This is a genomic window from Deinococcus maricopensis DSM 21211, assembly GCF_000186385.1.
GTDB classification, from domain to species: Bacteria; Deinococcota; Deinococci; order Deinococcales; family Deinococcaceae; genus Deinococcus_B; species Deinococcus_B maricopensis.
Genome location: NC_014958.1, coordinates 3334998 through 3352575, shown reverse-complemented (window position 1 = coordinate 3352575; position 17578 = coordinate 3334998). Strand labels below are relative to the sequence as shown.

Here is a 17578-nt window from a genome sequence, read left to right as displayed (position 1 = left end):
GCGGCCACGAGGAGTCTAGCGGTTGGGGGACGGTGATCAGCACGAAAGCGCACGCCCCCTCCGCCAGATGCGCACGGGGCCTCATCCTGCTCGCCCGTCGGTCTTCCAGGGTTCGAGCAGGTTCACGTCGTGTGGAGGTAACCACGGACGGACGACGATGACGTACGCCCCTGCGCCGACCAGGACGGCAGTGAGGAGCGCCGTCAGCCACCGTCGGCGGACGAGCAGCGTGATGATCAGGACCACGTTCGCGAGCAGCGCGGCGAGGCAGAACCAGTACAGGCCGGCTTCCACGGGCGTCATGCCTCATGGTGTGACGAGGGCGCGCCCTGAAGCAACGGCGCGCCCTGAAGCGTTTCCTGTGAGTTCGCGCGGCCCTTACGTGCCGGGCGTGTCGTCGCGCAGGGCCTGACGGCGTCGCTTCACCGCGTACATGCGGTCGTCGGCGGTGCGCAGCAGCGTGTCCGGGGTGGTGCCGTCGTCCGGGAAGGCGGTGACGCCGACGCTCGCGCCGACGCGGGCGGTCGTGACGCCGCGCGCGGCCACGACCGCGACGTCCACGATCTCCTCGATCTCTTCGGCGCTCAGGGGGCTGAGCAGCGCGAACTCGTCGCCGCCGGGGCGGTAGACGCGGCCGGCGTCGCTGATTTCGCTTTGCAGGGTGGCGGTGAAGACGCGCAGCAGTTTGTCGCCCTGCGCGTGCCCTTCGGTGTCGTTGACGGATTTGAAGCCGTCGAGGTCGATGGCGGCGAGCGTGAACGGCGCGCCGCTGTGAATGCGGGCGTTGAGGTCCTCCTCGAAGCTGAGGCGGTTGCCGGCGCCGGTGAGCGTGTCGAGGCGTGCGGCGCGTTCGGCAGCGGCCTGGACGGTGCGGCGGTCCAGGGCGCTGCGGACGCTGCGGCCGGCCGCGTCGAGCAGGGCGCGGTCGCTGGCGCGCCAGGCGTGGCGTCGCCCGCGGTCCGCGCGGACGGCGACGAGCAGGAACACCGTGTCGTCGTAGCGGCCGAGCGGCAGCCACGCGGCGGCGCTGAGGCCCGCTTCGACGGCGATGCCGATGGCGTTGGGGTGGAGGGCGTACTCCTCGATGTACGTGGGCGTGGTGGTGTCGAGCAGCGTGCTGGTGACACCCTGGTACTCCTGCAGGTGCGCGGCGAAGTCCAGCAGGGCCGGGGGGGTGTCGGGGAGGTGATGCGCGGTCTGGACGGTGGGGGCGCCGTTCACGGCGGTGACGAGGCCGGTCCAATCGGCGTGGATGGCTTCGCCGATGGCGCGGGCGGCGGCGAGCGTGGCGTCCTCGGGGGTGAGGGGGGCGTCCAGCAGGGCGTTCACGGCTTCGAGGGTGTGGGCGTGCGTGGCGGTGCGGCGCAGTTCGCGCATGACCTGCGCCTGCGCGCCGACTTCCTGCTGAAGTTCCTTGTTGCGGACGCGGAATTCCAGTTCGTCCATGATGAGCGCCGCGAAGTCCTGCAGGGCGCGGCGGTCGTCGTCGTCGAGGGTGCGGGGTTGCGAGTCGATGACGCAGATGGACCCGAGGCGGTGACCGCTGGGGGTGATGAGGGGCGCGCCGGCGTACAGGTGAATGTGCGGCGCGCCGGTGACCTGCGGGTTGTCGGCGAAGCGGGCGTCCTGGGTGGCGTCCTCGACGACCATAACGTCGTCGCTGAGGATCGTCCACGCGCAGAAGGAGTGTTCGCGCGGGCCGGTGGAGTCGCCGGTGCCGAAGCAGGATTTGCCCCACTGACGGTACTGGTCGACGAAGTTGATGATGGCGGCGGGTGCGCGCAGGGTACGGGCGACGAGGCGCGTGAGGCGATCGAAGGTCTCCTCGGGGGCGCTGTCGAGGATGTCGTAACGCGCGAGGTCGAGCAGGCGAGCGTACTCGTTCTCGGGGCGGGGCGCAGCGGGCATACCTGTAGTGTAGGCCGCGGGATCTGACAGGCGTCCGACTTGAGCCACGTTGGCCGCGCTGGAACGCGCTGAGGACGCCGCCGGGCCATGGCCCGGCGGCGTCCTCGTGAGGGCGTTATTTCGTGTCGTCGGGGTCGGTGGTGATGACGCTGGTGGTCGCGTCGGCGCTCATGGCGTCGGCGCCCAGGAGCTGCTCGGTCTGCGCGTACGCCTGCGGGATGGGCGGCGCGAGTTTCGGCTCCTGCCCCATGGGCTGCGCGAGACGCAGGCGGAATTCGCCTTTGCCGTCGAGGGACGGGCCGCTCGTGAACCGCCCGGCGGGCGGTTCGACGCCCTCAATGCCGGTGGCGAAGAAGTCGTAGGCGACGTCCTGCACCTGCTCACTGTCGGGGAAGCTGTTGGGGATGGGCAGGACGCCCTTGTGCCCGCCGAGTTCCTCGATGACGGCGAGCCACTGCTGCTGGTGCATGGTGTCGCGGGCGATCAGGAAGCGCAGCATGTCTTTCATGCCGGGGTCGTCGGTGAGTTCGAACAGGCGGCACGCGAGGGCGCGGCCGGTCGCTTCGGCGGTGACGTTCGAGTACATGTCGGCGGCGATGTTGCCGCTGGCGTACACGTGCGAGCCGTCGAAGGGGACGCCGTTCGCGTCGCTGGCGAGGGCGGCCATGCCCGCCGAGAGGTACTGGCGGGGGTCCATGCCGCCCATGATGGCGCCGACGATGGGGTTGGTGGTGGCGGCCTGTTCCTGCAGGCTGGCGGGGGCGCCTTCGAGGTTCAGGGCGACGGCGGTGGCGAGCATCTCGACGTGGCCGATTTCCTCGGTGCCGGTTTCGAGGAGCATGTCGCGGTATTTGGTGGGGCCGCGGTTCCCCCACGCCTGGAAGAGGTACTGCAGCATGACGCGGATTTCGCCTTCGACGCCGCCGATGGCCTGTTGCAGGAGGCGGGCGAAGCGGGGGTCGGGGGTATCGACGCGGACGGTGTACTGCAGTTTGTTGTCGTGGTAGAACATGCGCTTTTCCTCCGAAGGGGGGTGGTGTGGCCGTACTGGACGACGGTTGTTATTGAACTCGGGCGGTTGCGGAGGCGGATGGGTGGCGGGTCGGGGCGTCTTGAGTCGTTTGAAGGCTGGGCTGAGGGGGCGCCTTACGGCGCTTCACGCGAAGCGTGCCTGTTTGGGGGTGGCGTCCGCTAACGTTTCTGGGAGTGGCCGTGCTGGACGGCGTTTTGGGGCTTTGGGGTTTGTGTGTGGGGGCTTCAGGTCTGCCCAAAGGGCAGTGGGGGAGGGCCGGTGGGGTGGCTGAGGCTTTCTTCATGAGCATGGCCAAACTCGCCTTGGGCATAATACGTAGTCATTTTCTGTAATAATCAGAACGTGCCCGCCCGACGGTCCCCCACACCGCGACCCGTTAGGATTCGCAGGTGACGCCCGTGCTCCGCCTCGACCGCGGCACCCTCGTGATGCGAGAGGTGCCCGACGTCGTCGCCCACCTCTTCACGTGGGACGCCCGCGCCCAGACGCACCGCGCGCCAGGACGCGCCTACCGCACGATCAGCGAACTGCTGCGCAACCACCTCGTCGCCTACCGCGACGAGGCCGCCACGTACGACAAACTCACACTCCCCTTCGCGCGCGAGGTCCAACCCTACCCGCACCAGCAAGAAGCCCTGAGCGCCTGGAAACGCGCGGGCCGCACCGGCCTCGTCGTCCTCCCCACCGGCGCCGGCAAAACCCTCGTCGCGCAACTCGCCATGCGCGACACCCCGCGTCCCACCCTCATCTGCGTCCCCACCCTCGACCTGCTGCACCAGTGGTACTCCGGCCTGCTCGCCGCTTTCCCCGACGCCAACATCGGCCTGCTCGGCGGCGGCAGCAAAGACGAAACGCCCATCCTGGTCGCCACGTACGACAGCGCCGCCATCCACGCCGAAGACCTCGCCGGACGCTACGCCCTGCTGATCTTCGACGAAGCGCACCACCTCCCATCCGACTTCACGCGCGTCATCGCCGACATGAGCCTCGCCCCGTACCGCCTGGGCCTCACCGCCACGCCCAAACGCAGCGACGGCCGCGAACGCGACCTGAACGACCTGATCGGCCCCGTCGTGTACGCGCGCGCGCCCGAAGACCTGCGCGGCGGCACCCTCGCCGACTACCAGGAAGTGCGCATCCTCGTGCGCCTCAGCCCCCGCGAAGCCGAGCGCTACGCCGAACTCATCAGCACCCGCAACCGCTTCCTCGAAAAAAGCGGCATCCGCCTCGGCTCCATTGACGGCTGGAAGCAGTTCGTGATGCAGAGCGGCAGCCCCGACGGCCGCAAGGCCATGCTCGCGCACCGCGAAGCGCGCGCCCTCGCGTACGGCACCGACGGCAAACTCCGCGTGCTCGAAGAGATCCTCGCGAACCACCCCAAGGACCGCACCCTCATCTTCACGGACGACAACGCCACCGTGTACCGCATCAGCCGCGAATTCCTGATTCCCGCCATCACGCACCAGACGCCCGTCAAGGAACGCCACGCGCTGCTGCAGAAGTTCCGCAGCGGCGAGTACCGCGTGATCGTCACCAGCCGCGTCCTGAATGAAGGCGTCGACGTGCCCGAAGCGAGCGTCGCCGTGGTCCTGTCCGGCACCGCCACCGAACGCGAACACATCCAGCGCCTCGGCCGCATCCTCCGCCAGGCGAAAGACAAACGGGCCGTGCTGTATGAGGTCGTCACCGAAGGCACCAGCGAGGAACGCGTCAGCCAGCAACGCCGCGGCCAGTGGCAACCCCGGAGCGACCTGGGCATGGACGCCGGCGTGAACTTCTGGGAGGACATCAATGCTTCCGACTGACCTGCTGATGTTCCGCGTGAAAGCCGGCATCGTCGAACCGCGCCGCCTGAAACCCACGCCCGGCAACCTCACGCTCATCACCACCCTGATTGACACGTTCACCGCGCACGTCGGCGAGAAACGCGCCCCCCTCAACGACGCCCTCAAGGCCCTCGAAGCGGGCCGCAGCGACTACCGCGTCGTGCGCGGCCTCGCGCACATCCTCGCCGGCGACCACGCCGAATTCGAAACGGGCGGCACGCTCGAACCGTCCCTGATCCGCGCGAAGGTGTTCGAGCTCGCGCAGGCCCACCCGCCCAGCCGCGCGCGCCGCGCGGACGTGCTCGCGCAGGCCGCCGCCGCGCTCGGCGGCGGCCCCCTCACACCCGAGGAACTCGGCGAAGCCCTGTACGCCGACCTCCCGGACCAGCAGACGCTCGTGCAGTTCGACGCGCCCGAACCCGGCACGCTCATCGACCGCTTCAACCTCGCGCAGGCGCAGGGCGTGCTGTACCGCGCGTACAGCCTGATCATCACCGCCCGCCGCAACGAACCCGCCCGCTACAAACAGCTCCTGAAGTACACCAAGCTGTTCGGCCTGATGGTCACCGTGGAGGGCGACGCCGACTACGGCTTCACGCTCACCATGGACGGCCCCACCAGCCTGTTCGGCGGCACCACCCGCTACGGCCTCGCCATGGCGAAATTCCTCCCGGCGCTGCTGCACGTCACCAAATGGGACCTGACCGCCGCCCTCAAACCCCGCCGGGACCTCGCATGGGTCGACCCGGAAGACGACGAGTGGCGCTTCGAGCTCACCAGTGACGACGGCTACGTCAGCCACTACAAGGTGCCCGACGAGCACGACAGCGCCCTGGAGAGCGGCTTCGCGGACCGCTTCACCAAACTGAGTGGCCCGTGGACGCTGGAACGTGAGGTGGACCTCGTGCCCGTGCCCGGCGGCGTCATCATCCCCGACTTCCGCCTGGTTCACGAGGGCGGACGCAGCGTCCTGCTGGAAATCGTCGGGTACTGGCGGCCCGAGTACCTCCGCAAGAAATTCGACCTGCTGCGCAAGAGTGGCCGCACTGACGTGATCGTCGCCGTGAGCGAACGCCTGAACCTGGAACGCGCGGGCGTGGACCCCAGCGACTTCGACGAACGCGTCATCTTCTTCAAGGGCGTCCTGAACCCCAAGGGCGTGCTGGAAGTCGCGGAAAAGCTTACGGGCACCGGCATGGCCTGAAGCCCGCGTGATGAGGGCACCCAGGGGGAGCGAGCACCACTCGCCTTTGTGTGGGGCTTTGCTGTGCCACGGACGCCCTTGGTGCAACCGCGGCGCGGCACCCCGTCTGGGAGCGAGGGATGCGGCGCGTCTGGCCTCCGTGCAGGCGGCGTGGGCGGCGTTCGTTGAGTCCGGCGCGTGCGCCACGTACTGCACAGCGAAAACGCAACCTAAAGCCTGATTTATGAGTCTTAAATTTATGTGAAAAATGCCGCGCAGGACGAAGTCATGACCTTTTGAACCCCCCTTTTGCTTTACGCTGAGGCATGGCGCTCCGCCTCACCCTGCTCGTCACGGCTGAACAGGCCGCCGCCCTCGGCGACCTGCGCGACACCCTGCACCGTCTCGGCAACCTCGCGTTGCGCCGCGCCCGCGCTGACCTGCACACGCCTGTGCTCGCCCTGCTGCAGGGCCTACCCGACGCCGACACCCTCCCGCCCGCGCTGCTCAAAACCCTGAGCGGCCCCGTGGAGCAGGCGCGCCACACCCGACGCGGCGGCCTGAAACGCACCGGCGTGCACCTGAACGGCCAGGCGCTGCGCGTGCAGCCCGACGATGAAACCGTGAGCATCTGGACCCGCCAGGGTCGCGTGCGCTGCGGCCTGCAACTCGGCAACTACCAGCGGCACCTCCTGCGCGACGCCGGCCCCTGGCGGGGCGGGACGCTCAGCGTCGACGCTGCCGGCGCGTGGTACGTCCGCCTCGACCCGGTCGCCGCGGGCGAACACGCCGCGCCCACCCCGCCGGACGCCCTCAACGACGCGGAACGGCGCGGTCAGTATGCCGACGTGCTGCGCCTGCTGGGTCGCAAGGCCCCGAGCACGCCCCGCGCGCAGGCGCAGCAGGCGTTCGCGCACTACCAGCTCGGGCAGGTGGACGAAGCGGAACTCGCGCTGCTGCGCCTGTCCGCGCAGCCGAACGCGGACGCGCGCGTGTGGTTAGGCCTGAGCCTCCTCGCCGGCGAACGCCAGAACCACCGCCAGCGCATCCAGCACGCCGTGCGCGGCCTGGAGGCCACGCCCGAGGCGCACATCGCGGCGTGGCTGCGCTGCAGCCAGTCGCGCGGGCACATCGAGCTGGGCGAGGTGACGCACGGCGTGCACGTCGCCGAGCAGGCGCTCGCGCAGGTGCCCGCCGACGACCTGTACGCCCGCGCCCGCTGCCTGTACTTCCTGCAGGGCGCGTACGCCGCCGCCGAACGCTTCACGGAGCAGGAAGCCACCGCGCGCGAAGCCATGCGCCTCTTCGAACTGCTCGGCATTCACCGCGAACGCCTCGCGCTGATGCTGGACCTCAGCTACCGCTCGTTCTACCTGAACCGCGTGCCGGAAGCGACCGAACTGCTGCAGCGCACCATCGCGCTCGCCGCCGAACACCAGGACGCCCGCATGGCCGAAGCGCTCCTGATCCGCGCGGAATTCGGCGTGCTGCAGGCGCAGTTCACGCAGGCCCTCCAGGACCTCCAGGCGGTCCGCGCCCTCGAGCAGCGCGCCGCGCGCCACCGCTTCACGGTCGTGATTCAGGCGCTGCAGGCCGAAGCGCACTGGCGGGCCGGCGAGTGGACGTTCGAGACGTTCGAGGAGACCATCGAGTCCCTGCTGCCGCTCAGCAGCTTCGACGCGACCGTCCTGCACTTCTACCGCGGCCTGTGCCAGTACCGCCGGGGCGCGCCCGAGGCGCGCGCGTCCCTGCAGCAGGCCGCCGACGGCCTCGCCCTGATGGACAGCTTCCGGCTGCGCGCGCACGCGTTCCTGCTCGACCTGCAACGCGCGCAGGGCCCGCTGGAGGAGACCCACGTCGCGCCGCTGCGCACGCTGCTGGACACCGTCGGCGGCGAACCGGCCCTGACCCTCGACCTCGACCGTCTCGCGCCGCTGTACGCCGCGTGCGCCGCGCGCGGCCTGGGCGGGCGGCGCTTCGAGCGGCTCGCGCAGCGCGCCGGGCAGAACCACGTGACGCTGACCCTCCAGACGTTCGGGACGTTCGCCGTCCGCGTGGACCGCACGCCCATCCGCATCGGCCTGCAAAAAGCGCAGGAACTGCTCGTGCACCTCGCCCTGCACGGTCCCACCCGCCGCGAAACGCTCGTGGACGCCCTGTGGGACGGCAGTGACCGTCCCGGCGTGGAATCGTACTTCAAGCAGGCCGTCCGCACGCTCCGCACCGCGCTGCGCGCGTTCGTGCCGGACGGAGAGGAACCCATCATTCACCAGGGCGGGCAGTACCACCTGCACCCCTGCTGGACGGTGCAGCTCGACGCGGCGGACGTGGACGCCGCCAGCCGCGCGCACGACCTGCGCCAGTGGCAGCGCGCCCTCGCGCTCTACACCGGCGAGTTCCTGACGCACAGCACCAGCGAGTGGGTGCAGGACGCGCGCCTGCGCTTCCATGACGCGGCGCTGAGTTGCGCGCTCAGCGTCGGCGACGCCCTGCTGAACACGCAGCCGCTCGCGGCACGCGAAGCGTACACGCGCGCCGTGGACCTCGAACCGCTGGAGGAACGCGGCTGGCAGGGCCTTCTGCGCAGCCTGGAGCGCGGTGACGCGCCGCACCAGCTGGACCTGACGCGCCGCCGCTACGAACGCGTGTTCGCGCAGGAACTCGGCGTGACGCCGTCCTGACCGCCGGAGGGGGCGCGCCGCGCCCCCTCCACCGGCGTGTGCCCGGGGATTGTCCGCCGATTAACCCCCTGCCCGGCACACTGCAGGCATGAAAAAGTTCCTGGTCCTCCTGCCCACCCTGGCCCTCCTGCTCGCCCCCATCTCCCAGGCCGACACGCTCAGCAACCCCGGTGACGGCGACCCCGTCTGCTGCATCACGGGCGGCTTCCCGTTCCCCTGGCTGTCCTGAGGGTCCTCCCACCCGTACTGGTTCCCCGTAGGGGCTTGCGGCGCCCGTGTGACCGGAACGGTCACCGCCCCTCCGCGCCTGCACCCAGCAGACGGCGAATGCGCCCGCAACGTCACGCCGCACCCCTCATCGCACCCCACTGAGCGCTGCCCGGCCCCGCCCGGGCGGTTGGCTCTGCGCCCCTCAGGTCCGGTTCCGGCCGGGTCTGCGCGGCCCCCTCACGCCCCGCGTTCGCTGGGGCGCGCCCACCACGGCGCGTCCCAGCGGGCGCCCCGCACACCCCGCTCCACCACCACTGCGTGCCGGACCGTCCGGCCCGCCGCCCACCCACGTTCTCACTCACCCCTGGAGTCCCCATGAAGCACCTCACCCTGGCCGCCGTGACCCTCACCGCCCTGCTGTCCGCCTGCAGCACCCAGACGGCCCCCACGCCCACCAAGGCCACCGCCGGCACCATGACCGCCCCCAAGGACCTCGCCCCCGCGCAGTACCGCGCTCCCGTGCGCAACGCCATGATGCCCGCCCCGGCCAGCCCCAGCGCGTGGCGCGGCATGACCTGGCGCCTGCTCGACGAACAGAACGGCGTGGTGCGCGTCGGCGCGGACGCCGCCACCGACCCGTACGCCGGCGACACCGACGCCGACACCGAACTGCCGCTGCTGTGCCTGAACCCCGACGGCCGCCCCGCCCCCGCCGGCCTCGCCGTGGACTTCTACAACGGCTGGGCGGGCGGAGAGGTGCGCGTCACGCCGCCCATCACGGGTCGCGCCCTCACGTCCCTGAACGTCGCCAACCAGGTGTGCGCCACCGAGTTCGGCGCCGGCTGGCGCATGGCGGAATTCCACGACGGCCAGGCGGACGGCCAGCCCGGCGGGTGGCGCTTCTACGCGAACGGCACCGTCCCCGCCACCACGCGCTTCTGGGTCGCCATCAACGACCAGAACGCCAACCCCTGGAACAGCGACGGCGCTAAGCAGGACACCGTCGTGCCTGCCACCACCCGCGTCCTCGGCGAGCAGGACCGCGCCGGCCTGCTGAGCGTCTCGCCGGACGGCCGCGTCCTGGAATTCAGCAGCAGCAGCCCGGTCCTCGCGACGCTGCAACCTGGCCACACGGTCGCCAGCCGCCCCACGCCTGCCGCGCCGAACGGCGTGCTCGGCAAGGTCACGGGCATCGTCCCGTCCGGCGCAACCACCTTCGTGTACACCACCGACGTGGCCCTTGAGGAAATCATTCAGGACGGCGACATCGAGGCGAGCGCGGACCTGAGCAGCAGCAACATCGACTACGCACGGTCCGGCGCGATGATTCAGGCGCAGCAGCGCAACCTGCAGGCGCAGAAGACCTTCAAGCTGTTCTCGTTCAACAAGACGCCGTTCTGCTTGTACAACCACGATGGCGGCCGCACCCTCAACTGCGACGACGGCGACGCAAACGGCCTGCGCAGCCAGGTGCCCAGCACGAACTACGTGACCCTCGACGGCCTCCTGAACGCCGAAGCGAACGCCTTCATCAACCTGAAGATTCGCTGGTTCAGCCTGAAGTACTTCGATGCGGGCGTGCAGCTCTCCGAGCAGGCGCGCATGGTCATCGACGGGAAAGGCAGCTACAACTGGGGTCCCATCAAGAAGGACCTCACGCAGTGGCAGGTCGTCTTCAACCCCATCACGTTCAACATCGGCCCGGTGCCCGTCGTGATCACGCCCATGCTCGTGCCGACCTTCGGCACGGACGGGCAACTGAACGCCACCCTGCACTACGAGGTCACCCAATCGTTCAACGCGAAGTACGGCGTGAAGTACGACAAGGACAGCGGCAACGGCTGGGAGACCATCAACGAACGCGGCGGCACGCCCCTCTCCCAGAACGGCAGCGCCAACGGCAGCGCCCAGGCGAACGTGTACCTCGGCGCCAAAGGCATCCTCGCGTTCTACCGCGCGCCCGGCACGGACGGCCTCGCGCAGGTGTACGCCCACGTCAAGGCCTTCGCGGAAGGCAAAGCGACCGCCTCCGCGGTGATCGGGCAGGGCGCGCAGGCGCAGGTGTGCGTGGACGGCGGCGTGCGCGCCGACGTCGGCATCAAACTCCCCCTGATCCGCCGCGACCCGTGGGAAACCCAGGTGGCCGAATGGAAACGCCAGCTCGGCTGCTGGAAGGCCGGCCAGCCCACCGGCGGCAACAGCAGCACGCCGTACAGCAACGTCACCCTGAACTTCACGGACATGTACGGCAGCGCCGAAATCTACCGCATCGACCCGTACAGCGGCGCGGAAACCCTGATCGGCACCATGGGCGGCAACGGCAGCTTCGACGCCACCCCGCACCTGAACGCCGCCGGCGATACGGTCATCAAGATCAGCAGCATCGCCAAACGCAGCAGCGGCGTGTTCGGCAGCTACCGCCGCAGCATCGACCTCGCCGTGAGCGGCAACGGCCAGTCCATTTACGACCCCACCCCGAAAAGCTGCACCGGCTGCCACTCCAGCGAGGTGTACCGCTTCACCGTGAACAAAGCCGACGGCACCATCAGCTGGTAACCCCCGAGCCCACGCCGCCCCGGCGTGGGCCCCGCACCTCACCCAAGGAGTCCCATGCGCCCCCCCCATTTCGCCCCCGTGATGATGCTCGCCCTGCTCACCGCCTGCGGCACCGCCACGCCCGCCGCCCCCGCCGACACGGCGTCCAGCCTGAACGCGCAGTACCTGCTGCCCGACGAGCCCATCTGCGACGCGACCATGTTCGAATGCCCCGGCGGCGACACGGGCGGCACCTCGTACTTCCGCTACTGGACGCTCGATCAGGTCACCAGCATCTCGGCGCGCGCCGCGTACGCCGTGAACATCAGCCGCGGTCCCCTCGACGCCTTCCAGCAGGAACGCGCGCAGAACGCCGGCACCCCGGGCGGCCCGGCCAGCAGCACCCCGTACGCCAACCTCGACTGGAGTAACGACGGTTGCTCCGCGCCCTGGTACACCAGCCTCCTGACCTTCGGCCAGACCGCCCTGTACGCCGGGACCTTCCGGGAAGCCTGCGAAGCGCACGACTTCGCGTACCGCAACGTCGGCCGCATCGCCAACGAAGCGCAGGTGGCCAGTGGCCAGCGGGACACCGTGAACCACGAGGCGCTCCGCCAGGAGATCGACGCGGCGTTCCTGCGCAACATGAAAGGCATCTGCGATGGCCGGTCCGCCCTGCTGCGCTGGCACTGCAACAGCTGGGCGGACACCTTCTACAACGCCGTCCGGAAGCACGGGCAGAGCTCGTGGACGATCTGGTAAGGGGCGCGGACCGGCAGCAACAGCTGCGGCACATCAAGGCCCAGCTCGCCGCGTCCACCCTCGACCTGTACGAGGGCCGCAAGACCGCCGCCGAGCACCGCGCGGAAGTGGCGCACCTGCTGCAGCAGATCCGCGCGCTGAAGCGCACCACTGAACCCGAACGGTCCGCACCCGCGTAACCTGAACCCGCCGCCCCCAACTCTGACCGGGGCGGCAGGCGCGTTATGGCCGGGTGGGGGAGAGGGCGTCTTCCAGCGCCCGCGCGCGTTGCAGCTGCGCCTCCAGGGTGCGCAGGCGTTCTTCGAGGCGCAGGCGGGCCGCGCGGACCTCGGCGCGCAGGCGCTCCACGTCCAGCGGCCAGTCCGGTTCGGGCGCGTCGCGGAACACGCCGTGCAGCGGTACGTGCAGGTGCTCCGGCGGGGTGGGTGCCCACACGGCGCGGGGGTCCAGGGCGTTCAGGGGCGGCGCGCTCCCAGCGTCCTGCAACGGCGCGACCGTGACGGCCTTGCCGGTCACGAACACGCTCACGCGGCCGGTCGTCAGGGTGTTGAGGGTGGCGGTCTGGCCGCCCAGGCGCTCCTGCGCGCGCTGCGCCTGAATGTCCTCTAGGCTGAGGCCCAGGTCCCGCCACTGCCGCACCGACTCGGCCTGCACGAGGTTATGAAACGCGAAGCGGAACTTGCCGTTCACCTGGTACGGCGTGATCAGCCCGAGCCGCTGGTAGTGCCGCACCGTGGAGGCGGGGACGCCCAGCAGCGCCGCGAACGCTGCCATGCTGACGCCGGGCGCGTCCGTGAACACCTGCAGGCGCTCGGGCGTGCCGCACAGGACCGCGACGACCTCCGCGAACGCCGGGTCGGTGCGCAGCCGCTCGCGGAACTCTCGGGTGAGCTGCTCCACCTGCGCGGCGGTGCGCACGATGACGTTCGCGGCGTCCGACATGCCTCAGGCCTGGACGGTGCGGCGCGGGCCTTCCAGCGCGGCGTAGTCCTCCTGGAAGTGCATCAGCACCGCGCCGAACAGCGTGTCGAAGGTGTCCTGCGGGAGTTCCATCAGGGTGGGGTACATGCCCAGGTACTCCAGCCAGACGTTGCCGTTCGCGTCGAGGGTGCGGCCGAAGGCGCGTTCGCGGTTGCGGGCGTTCAGGAACGCGACGACCTCGGCCGGCCGGTCCGCGTACGTCTTTTGCGTGATGCAGGTGATTTCCAGGCGGCTGGTGTTGTTCGTGCCGTCCTGCAGGCTGATCAGCACGGCCGCTTCGCCCATGTCGAACGTCCAGCCCATGCGGATGAAGCGCCGGTCCGGGTGTTCCTCCACGTCGAGGCGCACGTCGCGGGCGCGCAGGTACGAGGCGATGGTGTCGAGCGTAAGCAGCGGCGTGTCGTTCATGCTCCCAGGGTGGCACGTGAAGTTGACTTCACGTCAAGCGCGCCGCCGCAGAATGACGGCGGGTGCGGGCGCACTGTGAGATCATGCGTGCCGTGCTGCCCCGCCTGTACTTCAACAAGAATTTCGCCGTGACGACCGCGCAGATCAAGGCCGTGAACGCGGGCGGGCGTTACGTGACGCTCGCCAGCCACTCCGACCCGGAACACCCCATGCTGCACGCTGCGCACGAGGCGCTCACCGAGCCGCGCGGCCTGCTGGGGGACGCGTACGTGGACTGGCTGCTGGACACCTGCGCGCGCCTGCGCGTGGACGCGTTCCTGGTCGGCAAGGAACCCAAAAGCGTGGCGCGCCGCGCCGCGGAGTTCGAGGCGCGCGGCGTGCACCTGATCGTGCCCGCCGACGCGGACACCCTGACGCTCCTCGACCACAAGGACCAGTTCCTGGCCGGGTGGGACGCGGACCTCCTGCCGATTCCGGCGTGGACGACCTTCCGGGACGCAGCGGCGTTCGAGGGGGCGCTCGCGGCCCTGCGCGCGGACCCGGCGTTCGTGCCGGGCCGCACGCGCCTGTGCGTAAAACCCGCGCGCGGCATCTACGCGAGCGGCTTCCGGGTGCTCACGGACGGCGACGACCTGCGCGCCTTCCTGGAAGGGAACCTGTACCAGATGAGCACGGCGGAGGCGCGGCGCCTGTTCGCGCAGCCGGACCTGCCGACCATGCTGCTGATGCACACGCTCGAAGGGCCGGAGCGGTCCGTGGACTGCGTGGCGTGGCGCGGCGAACTTGCCGCCGCCGTCGTGCGGCGCAAGGGCGCGGGGGACGTGCAGGTGCTGGAGGACCGCCCGGACCTCGTGGAGGCCGCGCGGCAGATCGCGCGCACGTACGGCCTGAGCGGCATCTTCAACTTCCAGACGAAGGACGACGGGGCGGGGCGCGCGAACATGCTGGAAATCAACGCGCGGGCGTCCGGGGGGCTGCGCTACAGCCTGATGGCGGGCGTGAATTACGCGGAGTGGGCGGCGGACCTCGCGCGGGGCGTGCGCGGCCCGGCAGACTTCCCGGCGCCCCGCACGGGCCTGCGCGTCCGCGAGGTGAAAGGCGTGGAGGTCGTGCAGGCCGTGGAGGTGCCCGCATGAACGTCACCGCGCACGCGGAGCGGCTGCCGAGCGGCACGCTGGGCCTGCAGGTGGAGCGCAGCGCGCAGCCGTGGCCGGACCTGCTGGGGTTCGGCCTGCGCGAGAACCCCCGCCGCGGCTTCCTGTTCGTGAGCCGCGTGCTCGGCAAGCACCTGCCGGTATCGCCGCGCGTGATCGCGGACAGCTGGACCACGCTCGCCGGGCAGCTGCCGCCGGACCTGCCAGGTCCGGTGCTGTTCGTGGGCCTGGCGGAAACAGCGACCGCGCTGGGCGAGGGCGTCGCGCGCGCCTACGCGGCGCGCACGGGGCGGTTGGACTGGACGTTCCTGCACTCCACACGGTACGCCACGCGGCACCCGGTGGCGGTGCGGTTCGAGGAGCCGCACTCGCACGCGACGGCGCACCTGATTCACACCCCCCACGCCGAGGTGGGCGCGGCGCACTTCGCGGGCGCCCGGACGCTCGTGCTCATTGACGACGAGCTGTCCACCGGCACGACCCTCACGAACCTCGGGCGCGCGTACCTGGACCTCAACCCGGGGGTGGAGCGCGTGGTGCTGGTGAGCCTGACGGACTGGTGCGGCGACCGCGCCCGCATCGGCGGGGTGCTGGAGCGCCCGGTGGAGAGCGTCAGTCTGCTGCGCGGCGCGTACACCTTCACGCCCGCCGCAGACTGGGCGCCGCCCGCCCTGCCCGCCGTGGTGGGCGACGGCGGCGACAAGACTGCCCTGCTGGCCGAGGTGGGGCCCCGTTACGGCACGGCGCCGCTCACCCCGGACGCCCGCTTCGGGCGCGCCCTGACCCAACTGAAGGCGCTGCCCAGGAGCACCCGGCTGCTGGTGCTGGGCACCGGCGAGTTTCAGTACCTGCCGATCCTTCTGGCGTTTCACGTGGAACACCAGCGCCCGGACCTGCAGGTGCGGGCCAGCGCCACCACCCGCAGCCCCATCCTGCCGTGGGGGGCCATCGGGCACAAACGCACCTTCCGGGACAACTACGCCGACGACATTCCCAACTACGTCTACAACGTCCCGGACGGCGCGTACGACCACATCGTCCTCGCGTACGAGGGGTACGCCGCCCCCGACCCCGCCCTCGTGCACGCCCTGAACGCCACCCCCCTCCAACTCGCCTGAACGGAGAGCCCCATGCGCATCCTGGCCTTCACCGACCTTGACGACACCCTGTTCCAGACCGCCCGTAAACTCCCCGAGGCGCTGCGCGCTCAGGCCGCCACCGTGGACCGCGACGGCGAGCCGCACAGCTTCATGACCGCCCACCAGGTGCACCTGCTCACGCACCTCCTGCAGGACGCCACGGTCATCCCCGTGACCGGCCGCGACGAGGACGCCTACGCGCGCGTCACCCTGGACTTCCCCTCGTGGGCGATCCTGAACCACGGCGCGACCGTCCTGCGCCCCGGCGGCACCCGCGACCGCATCTGGGACAGCGTCATCACCGAAGTGCTCGAAGGCACCGACCAGCAGCTGCGCTTCGCCGCGCAGGCCGCCGAGCACATCAGCATGCTCGAACAGCTCGACTGCACCGTGCGCCTGCACGAAACGAACGGCCTGCCCATGATGGTCGTCGTGAAGCACCCGTACGCCCTGCAGCACAGCCTCGACCGCATGGCGAGCGCCTGGCAGGAATGGCTCGCGGACGCCCGCATCAACCTGCGGTACTTCGCCAACGGCAACAACCTCACGCTGATCCACCCGGACATCACCAAGGAAGCGGCCGTGCAGTACGTCCTCGAGCAGGAACGCCAGGACGACGAGCCGGTCTTCACGGTCGGCCTCGGCGACTCGCTCGCGGACGCGCCGTTCATGAACCTCCTCGACTTCGCCGTCACACCCCGCGACAGCCAGATCATGCGCGCCCTGCTGGACACCCCCCTTGAACAACGTTGAGAGCACCTACGCGCCCGGCGACGTGACCGTCCTGATCGCCGACCGCCCTGCCCCGGAAGTCACCCTGCACGAAAAGGAGGCGCGCATCGCCGCTGGCGAGAGCTACGGGCACTTCCTGACGCCCGAAACGCCCCCCAGTGCCCTGCAGGAACGCACCTTCGAGGACGCCCTGGCCCGCAACGGCACGCGCGTCGCCGGGGACGTGCGCCGCCTCGCGGACACGCTGCACGCCGAGCTGGGCGGCACCCTCACCCTGGTGTCCCTCGCGCGCGCCGGCACGCCCGTCGGCGCGGTCCTGCACCGCGAACTCACGCGGCGCGGCGCGGACGTCACGCACGCCACCCTCAGCGTCATCCGCGGCGTCGGCCTCGACCTGCCCGCCCTCGCGCGCGCCACCGCCCATCGCCCCGCCGGGAGCGTCGTGTTCGTGGACGGCTGGACTGGCAAAGGCAGCATCACCCAGGAACTGCAGCGCAGCCTCGCCGGGCACGCCGTGGCCCCGCGCCTCGCGGTGCTCAGCGACCCGGCAGGCGTCGCCACGTTCACCGCCACGCACGACGACTACCTGCTGCCGCACGCCGCGCTGAACGCCACCGTCAGCGGCCTGCTGTCCCGCACGTACCTGCACGGCGACGCGCACGCCGCCACGCGCCTCACGCACCTCGCGCCGTTCGACCGCACGCGCGCGTACGTCGACGCCCTCGACGCCCTCGTGCAGACCACGCCGCCCGGCTCCCCGCCCGGCGCGGCCCCGCACGCGCCCGTGCAGACCGCGCTCGACCTCGCCCGCGCCTTCGGCGCGCGCGACCCGCACAAGGTCAAACCCAGCATCGGCGAGGCCACCCGCGTGTTCCTGCGCCGCCGCCCCGCCGCGCTCGTGCTGCGCGCCCTCACGCCCGATACCGCGCACCTGCACGCCCTCGCGGACGCGCACGGCGTGCCCGTGCATGTCGCCGCGCACCTGCCGTACGCCGCGCTCGCGCTCGTGCACGAACGCTGAGCGCC

General features: G+C 70.6%; 16 protein-coding genes. 11 read left to right on the top strand and 5 right to left on the bottom strand.

All coding sequences use genetic code 11. The features are described from left to right. Positions 1-81: 81 nt before the first annotated feature. From DEIMA_RS15850 to DEIMA_RS15840, 3 genes are all read right to left on the bottom strand, one after another. Entirely contained in the window at positions 82-303 is a 222-nt protein-coding gene (locus DEIMA_RS15850) for a hypothetical protein (protein ID WP_013558296.1), read from the bottom strand. Between the two features lie 75 nt (positions 304-378). Continuing rightward, positions 379-1908 carry a sensor domain-containing diguanylate cyclase gene (locus tag DEIMA_RS15845; RefSeq protein WP_013558295.1) on the bottom strand — a complete coding sequence of 510 codons (1530 nt, stop codon included), beginning with the start codon at positions 1906-1908 and terminating at the stop codon, positions 379-381. A gap of 115 nt (positions 1909-2023) precedes the next feature. Continuing rightward, complete coding sequence (locus DEIMA_RS15840; protein ID WP_013558294.1) at positions 2024-2920, bottom strand: manganese catalase family protein; 897 nt, start codon at positions 2918-2920, stop codon at positions 2024-2026. A 410-nt stretch (positions 2921-3330) separates the two neighbouring features. Here DEIMA_RS15840 and DEIMA_RS15835 point away from each other — a divergent pair, with 410 nt between their 5' ends. The 7 genes from DEIMA_RS15835 (at position 3331) to DEIMA_RS15810 (ending at position 12317) form a co-directional block, all read left to right on the top strand. After that, positions 3331-4746: a DEAD/DEAH box helicase family protein gene (locus DEIMA_RS15835; RefSeq protein ID WP_013558293.1), complete on the top strand. Its 1416-nt coding sequence runs from the start codon at positions 3331-3333 to the stop codon at positions 4744-4746. Beyond that, positions 4733-5971: a DUF790 family protein gene (locus DEIMA_RS15830; protein WP_013558292.1), complete on the top strand. Its 1239-nt coding sequence runs from the start codon at positions 4733-4735 to the stop codon at positions 5969-5971. The genes DEIMA_RS15835 and DEIMA_RS15830 overlap by 14 nt, the downstream gene beginning before the upstream one ends. A gap of 305 nt (positions 5972-6276) precedes the next feature. Beyond that, positions 6277-8631: an AfsR/SARP family transcriptional regulator gene (locus DEIMA_RS15825; RefSeq protein WP_013558291.1), complete on the top strand. Its 2355-nt coding sequence runs from the start codon at positions 6277-6279 to the stop codon at positions 8629-8631. Between the two features lie 88 nt (positions 8632-8719). After that, complete coding sequence (locus tag DEIMA_RS18390; RefSeq protein ID WP_013558290.1) at positions 8720-8860, top strand: hypothetical protein; 141 nt, start codon at positions 8720-8722, stop codon at positions 8858-8860. Between the two features lie 356 nt (positions 8861-9216). Continuing rightward, positions 9217-11397: a hypothetical protein gene (locus tag DEIMA_RS17120; RefSeq protein ID WP_013558289.1), complete on the top strand. Its 2181-nt coding sequence runs from the start codon at positions 9217-9219 to the stop codon at positions 11395-11397. A gap of 54 nt (positions 11398-11451) precedes the next feature. Then, on the top strand, positions 11452-12138 hold the full coding sequence (locus DEIMA_RS17115; protein WP_013558288.1) for a phospholipase A(2): 687 nt from the start codon (positions 11452-11454) through the stop codon (positions 12136-12138). Continuing rightward, positions 12123-12317, top strand: coding sequence for a hypothetical protein (locus tag DEIMA_RS15810; protein ID WP_013558287.1), 195 nt, complete (start codon positions 12123-12125; stop codon positions 12315-12317). The genes DEIMA_RS17115 and DEIMA_RS15810 overlap by 16 nt, the downstream gene beginning before the upstream one ends. Before the next feature lie 43 nt (positions 12318-12360). Here DEIMA_RS15810 and DEIMA_RS15805 read toward each other — a convergent pair whose 3' ends face one another. After that, positions 12361-13080, bottom strand: a complete 720-nt coding sequence (locus DEIMA_RS15805; protein ID WP_013558286.1) for a MerR family transcriptional regulator — start codon at positions 13078-13080, stop codon at positions 12361-12363. 3 nt (positions 13081-13083) lie between these two features. Further along, positions 13084-13527, bottom strand: a complete 444-nt coding sequence (locus DEIMA_RS15800; protein ID WP_013558285.1) for a YbjN domain-containing protein — start codon at positions 13525-13527, stop codon at positions 13084-13086. An 83-nt stretch (positions 13528-13610) separates the two neighbouring features. Here DEIMA_RS15800 and DEIMA_RS15795 point away from each other — a divergent pair, with 83 nt between their 5' ends. The 4 genes from DEIMA_RS15795 to DEIMA_RS15780 are packed head-to-tail and all read left to right on the top strand — an operon-like array spanning position 13611 to position 17573. Then, on the top strand, positions 13611-14663 hold the full coding sequence (locus DEIMA_RS15795) for an ATP-grasp domain-containing protein (protein WP_013558284.1): 1053 nt from the start codon (positions 13611-13613) through the stop codon (positions 14661-14663). Then, complete coding sequence (locus DEIMA_RS15790) at positions 14660-15799, top strand: phosphoribosyltransferase domain-containing protein (RefSeq protein WP_013558283.1); 1140 nt, start codon at positions 14660-14662, stop codon at positions 15797-15799. The genes DEIMA_RS15795 and DEIMA_RS15790 overlap by 4 nt, the downstream gene beginning before the upstream one ends. Before the next feature lie 12 nt (positions 15800-15811). Next, on the top strand, positions 15812-16573 hold the full coding sequence (locus tag DEIMA_RS15785; protein ID WP_013558282.1) for an HAD family hydrolase: 762 nt from the start codon (positions 15812-15814) through the stop codon (positions 16571-16573). Continuing rightward, entirely contained in the window at positions 16560-17573 is a 1014-nt protein-coding gene (locus DEIMA_RS15780; protein WP_013558281.1) for a cysteine protease StiP family protein, read from the top strand. The genes DEIMA_RS15785 and DEIMA_RS15780 overlap by 14 nt, the downstream gene beginning before the upstream one ends. The last annotated feature ends 5 nt before the right edge of the window (positions 17574-17578 follow it).

What these genes read in the sequence shown, in the direction of transcription:
- DEIMA_RS15850 (WP_013558296.1), bottom strand. Translation starts at nt 303, where the DNA reads ATGACGCCCGTGGAAGCCGGCCTGTACTGGTTCTGCCTCGCCGCGCTG.
- DEIMA_RS15845 (WP_013558295.1), bottom strand. Translation starts at nt 1,908, where the DNA reads ATGCCCGCTGCGCCCCGCCCCGAGAACGAGTACGCTCGCCTGCTCGAC.
- DEIMA_RS15840 (WP_013558294.1), bottom strand. Translation starts at nt 2,920, where the DNA reads ATGTTCTACCACGACAACAAACTGCAGTACACCGTCCGCGTCGATACC.
- DEIMA_RS15830 (WP_013558292.1), top strand. Translation starts at nt 4,733, where the DNA reads ATGCTTCCGACTGACCTGCTGATGTTCCGCGTGAAAGCCGGCATCGTC.
- DEIMA_RS15825 (WP_013558291.1), top strand. Translation starts at nt 6,277, where the DNA reads ATGGCGCTCCGCCTCACCCTGCTCGTCACGGCTGAACAGGCCGCCGCC.
- DEIMA_RS18390 (WP_013558290.1), top strand. Translation starts at nt 8,720, where the DNA reads ATGAAAAAGTTCCTGGTCCTCCTGCCCACCCTGGCCCTCCTGCTCGCC.
- DEIMA_RS17120 (WP_013558289.1), top strand. Translation starts at nt 9,217, where the DNA reads ATGAAGCACCTCACCCTGGCCGCCGTGACCCTCACCGCCCTGCTGTCC.
- DEIMA_RS17115 (WP_013558288.1), top strand. Translation starts at nt 11,452, where the DNA reads ATGCGCCCCCCCCATTTCGCCCCCGTGATGATGCTCGCCCTGCTCACC.
- DEIMA_RS15805 (WP_013558286.1), bottom strand. Translation starts at nt 13,080, where the DNA reads ATGTCGGACGCCGCGAACGTCATCGTGCGCACCGCCGCGCAGGTGGAG.
- DEIMA_RS15800 (WP_013558285.1), bottom strand. Translation starts at nt 13,527, where the DNA reads ATGAACGACACGCCGCTGCTTACGCTCGACACCATCGCCTCGTACCTG.
- DEIMA_RS15795 (WP_013558284.1), top strand. Translation starts at nt 13,611, where the DNA reads ATGCGTGCCGTGCTGCCCCGCCTGTACTTCAACAAGAATTTCGCCGTG.
- DEIMA_RS15790 (WP_013558283.1), top strand. Translation starts at nt 14,660, where the DNA reads ATGAACGTCACCGCGCACGCGGAGCGGCTGCCGAGCGGCACGCTGGGC.
- DEIMA_RS15785 (WP_013558282.1), top strand. Translation starts at nt 15,812, where the DNA reads ATGCGCATCCTGGCCTTCACCGACCTTGACGACACCCTGTTCCAGACC.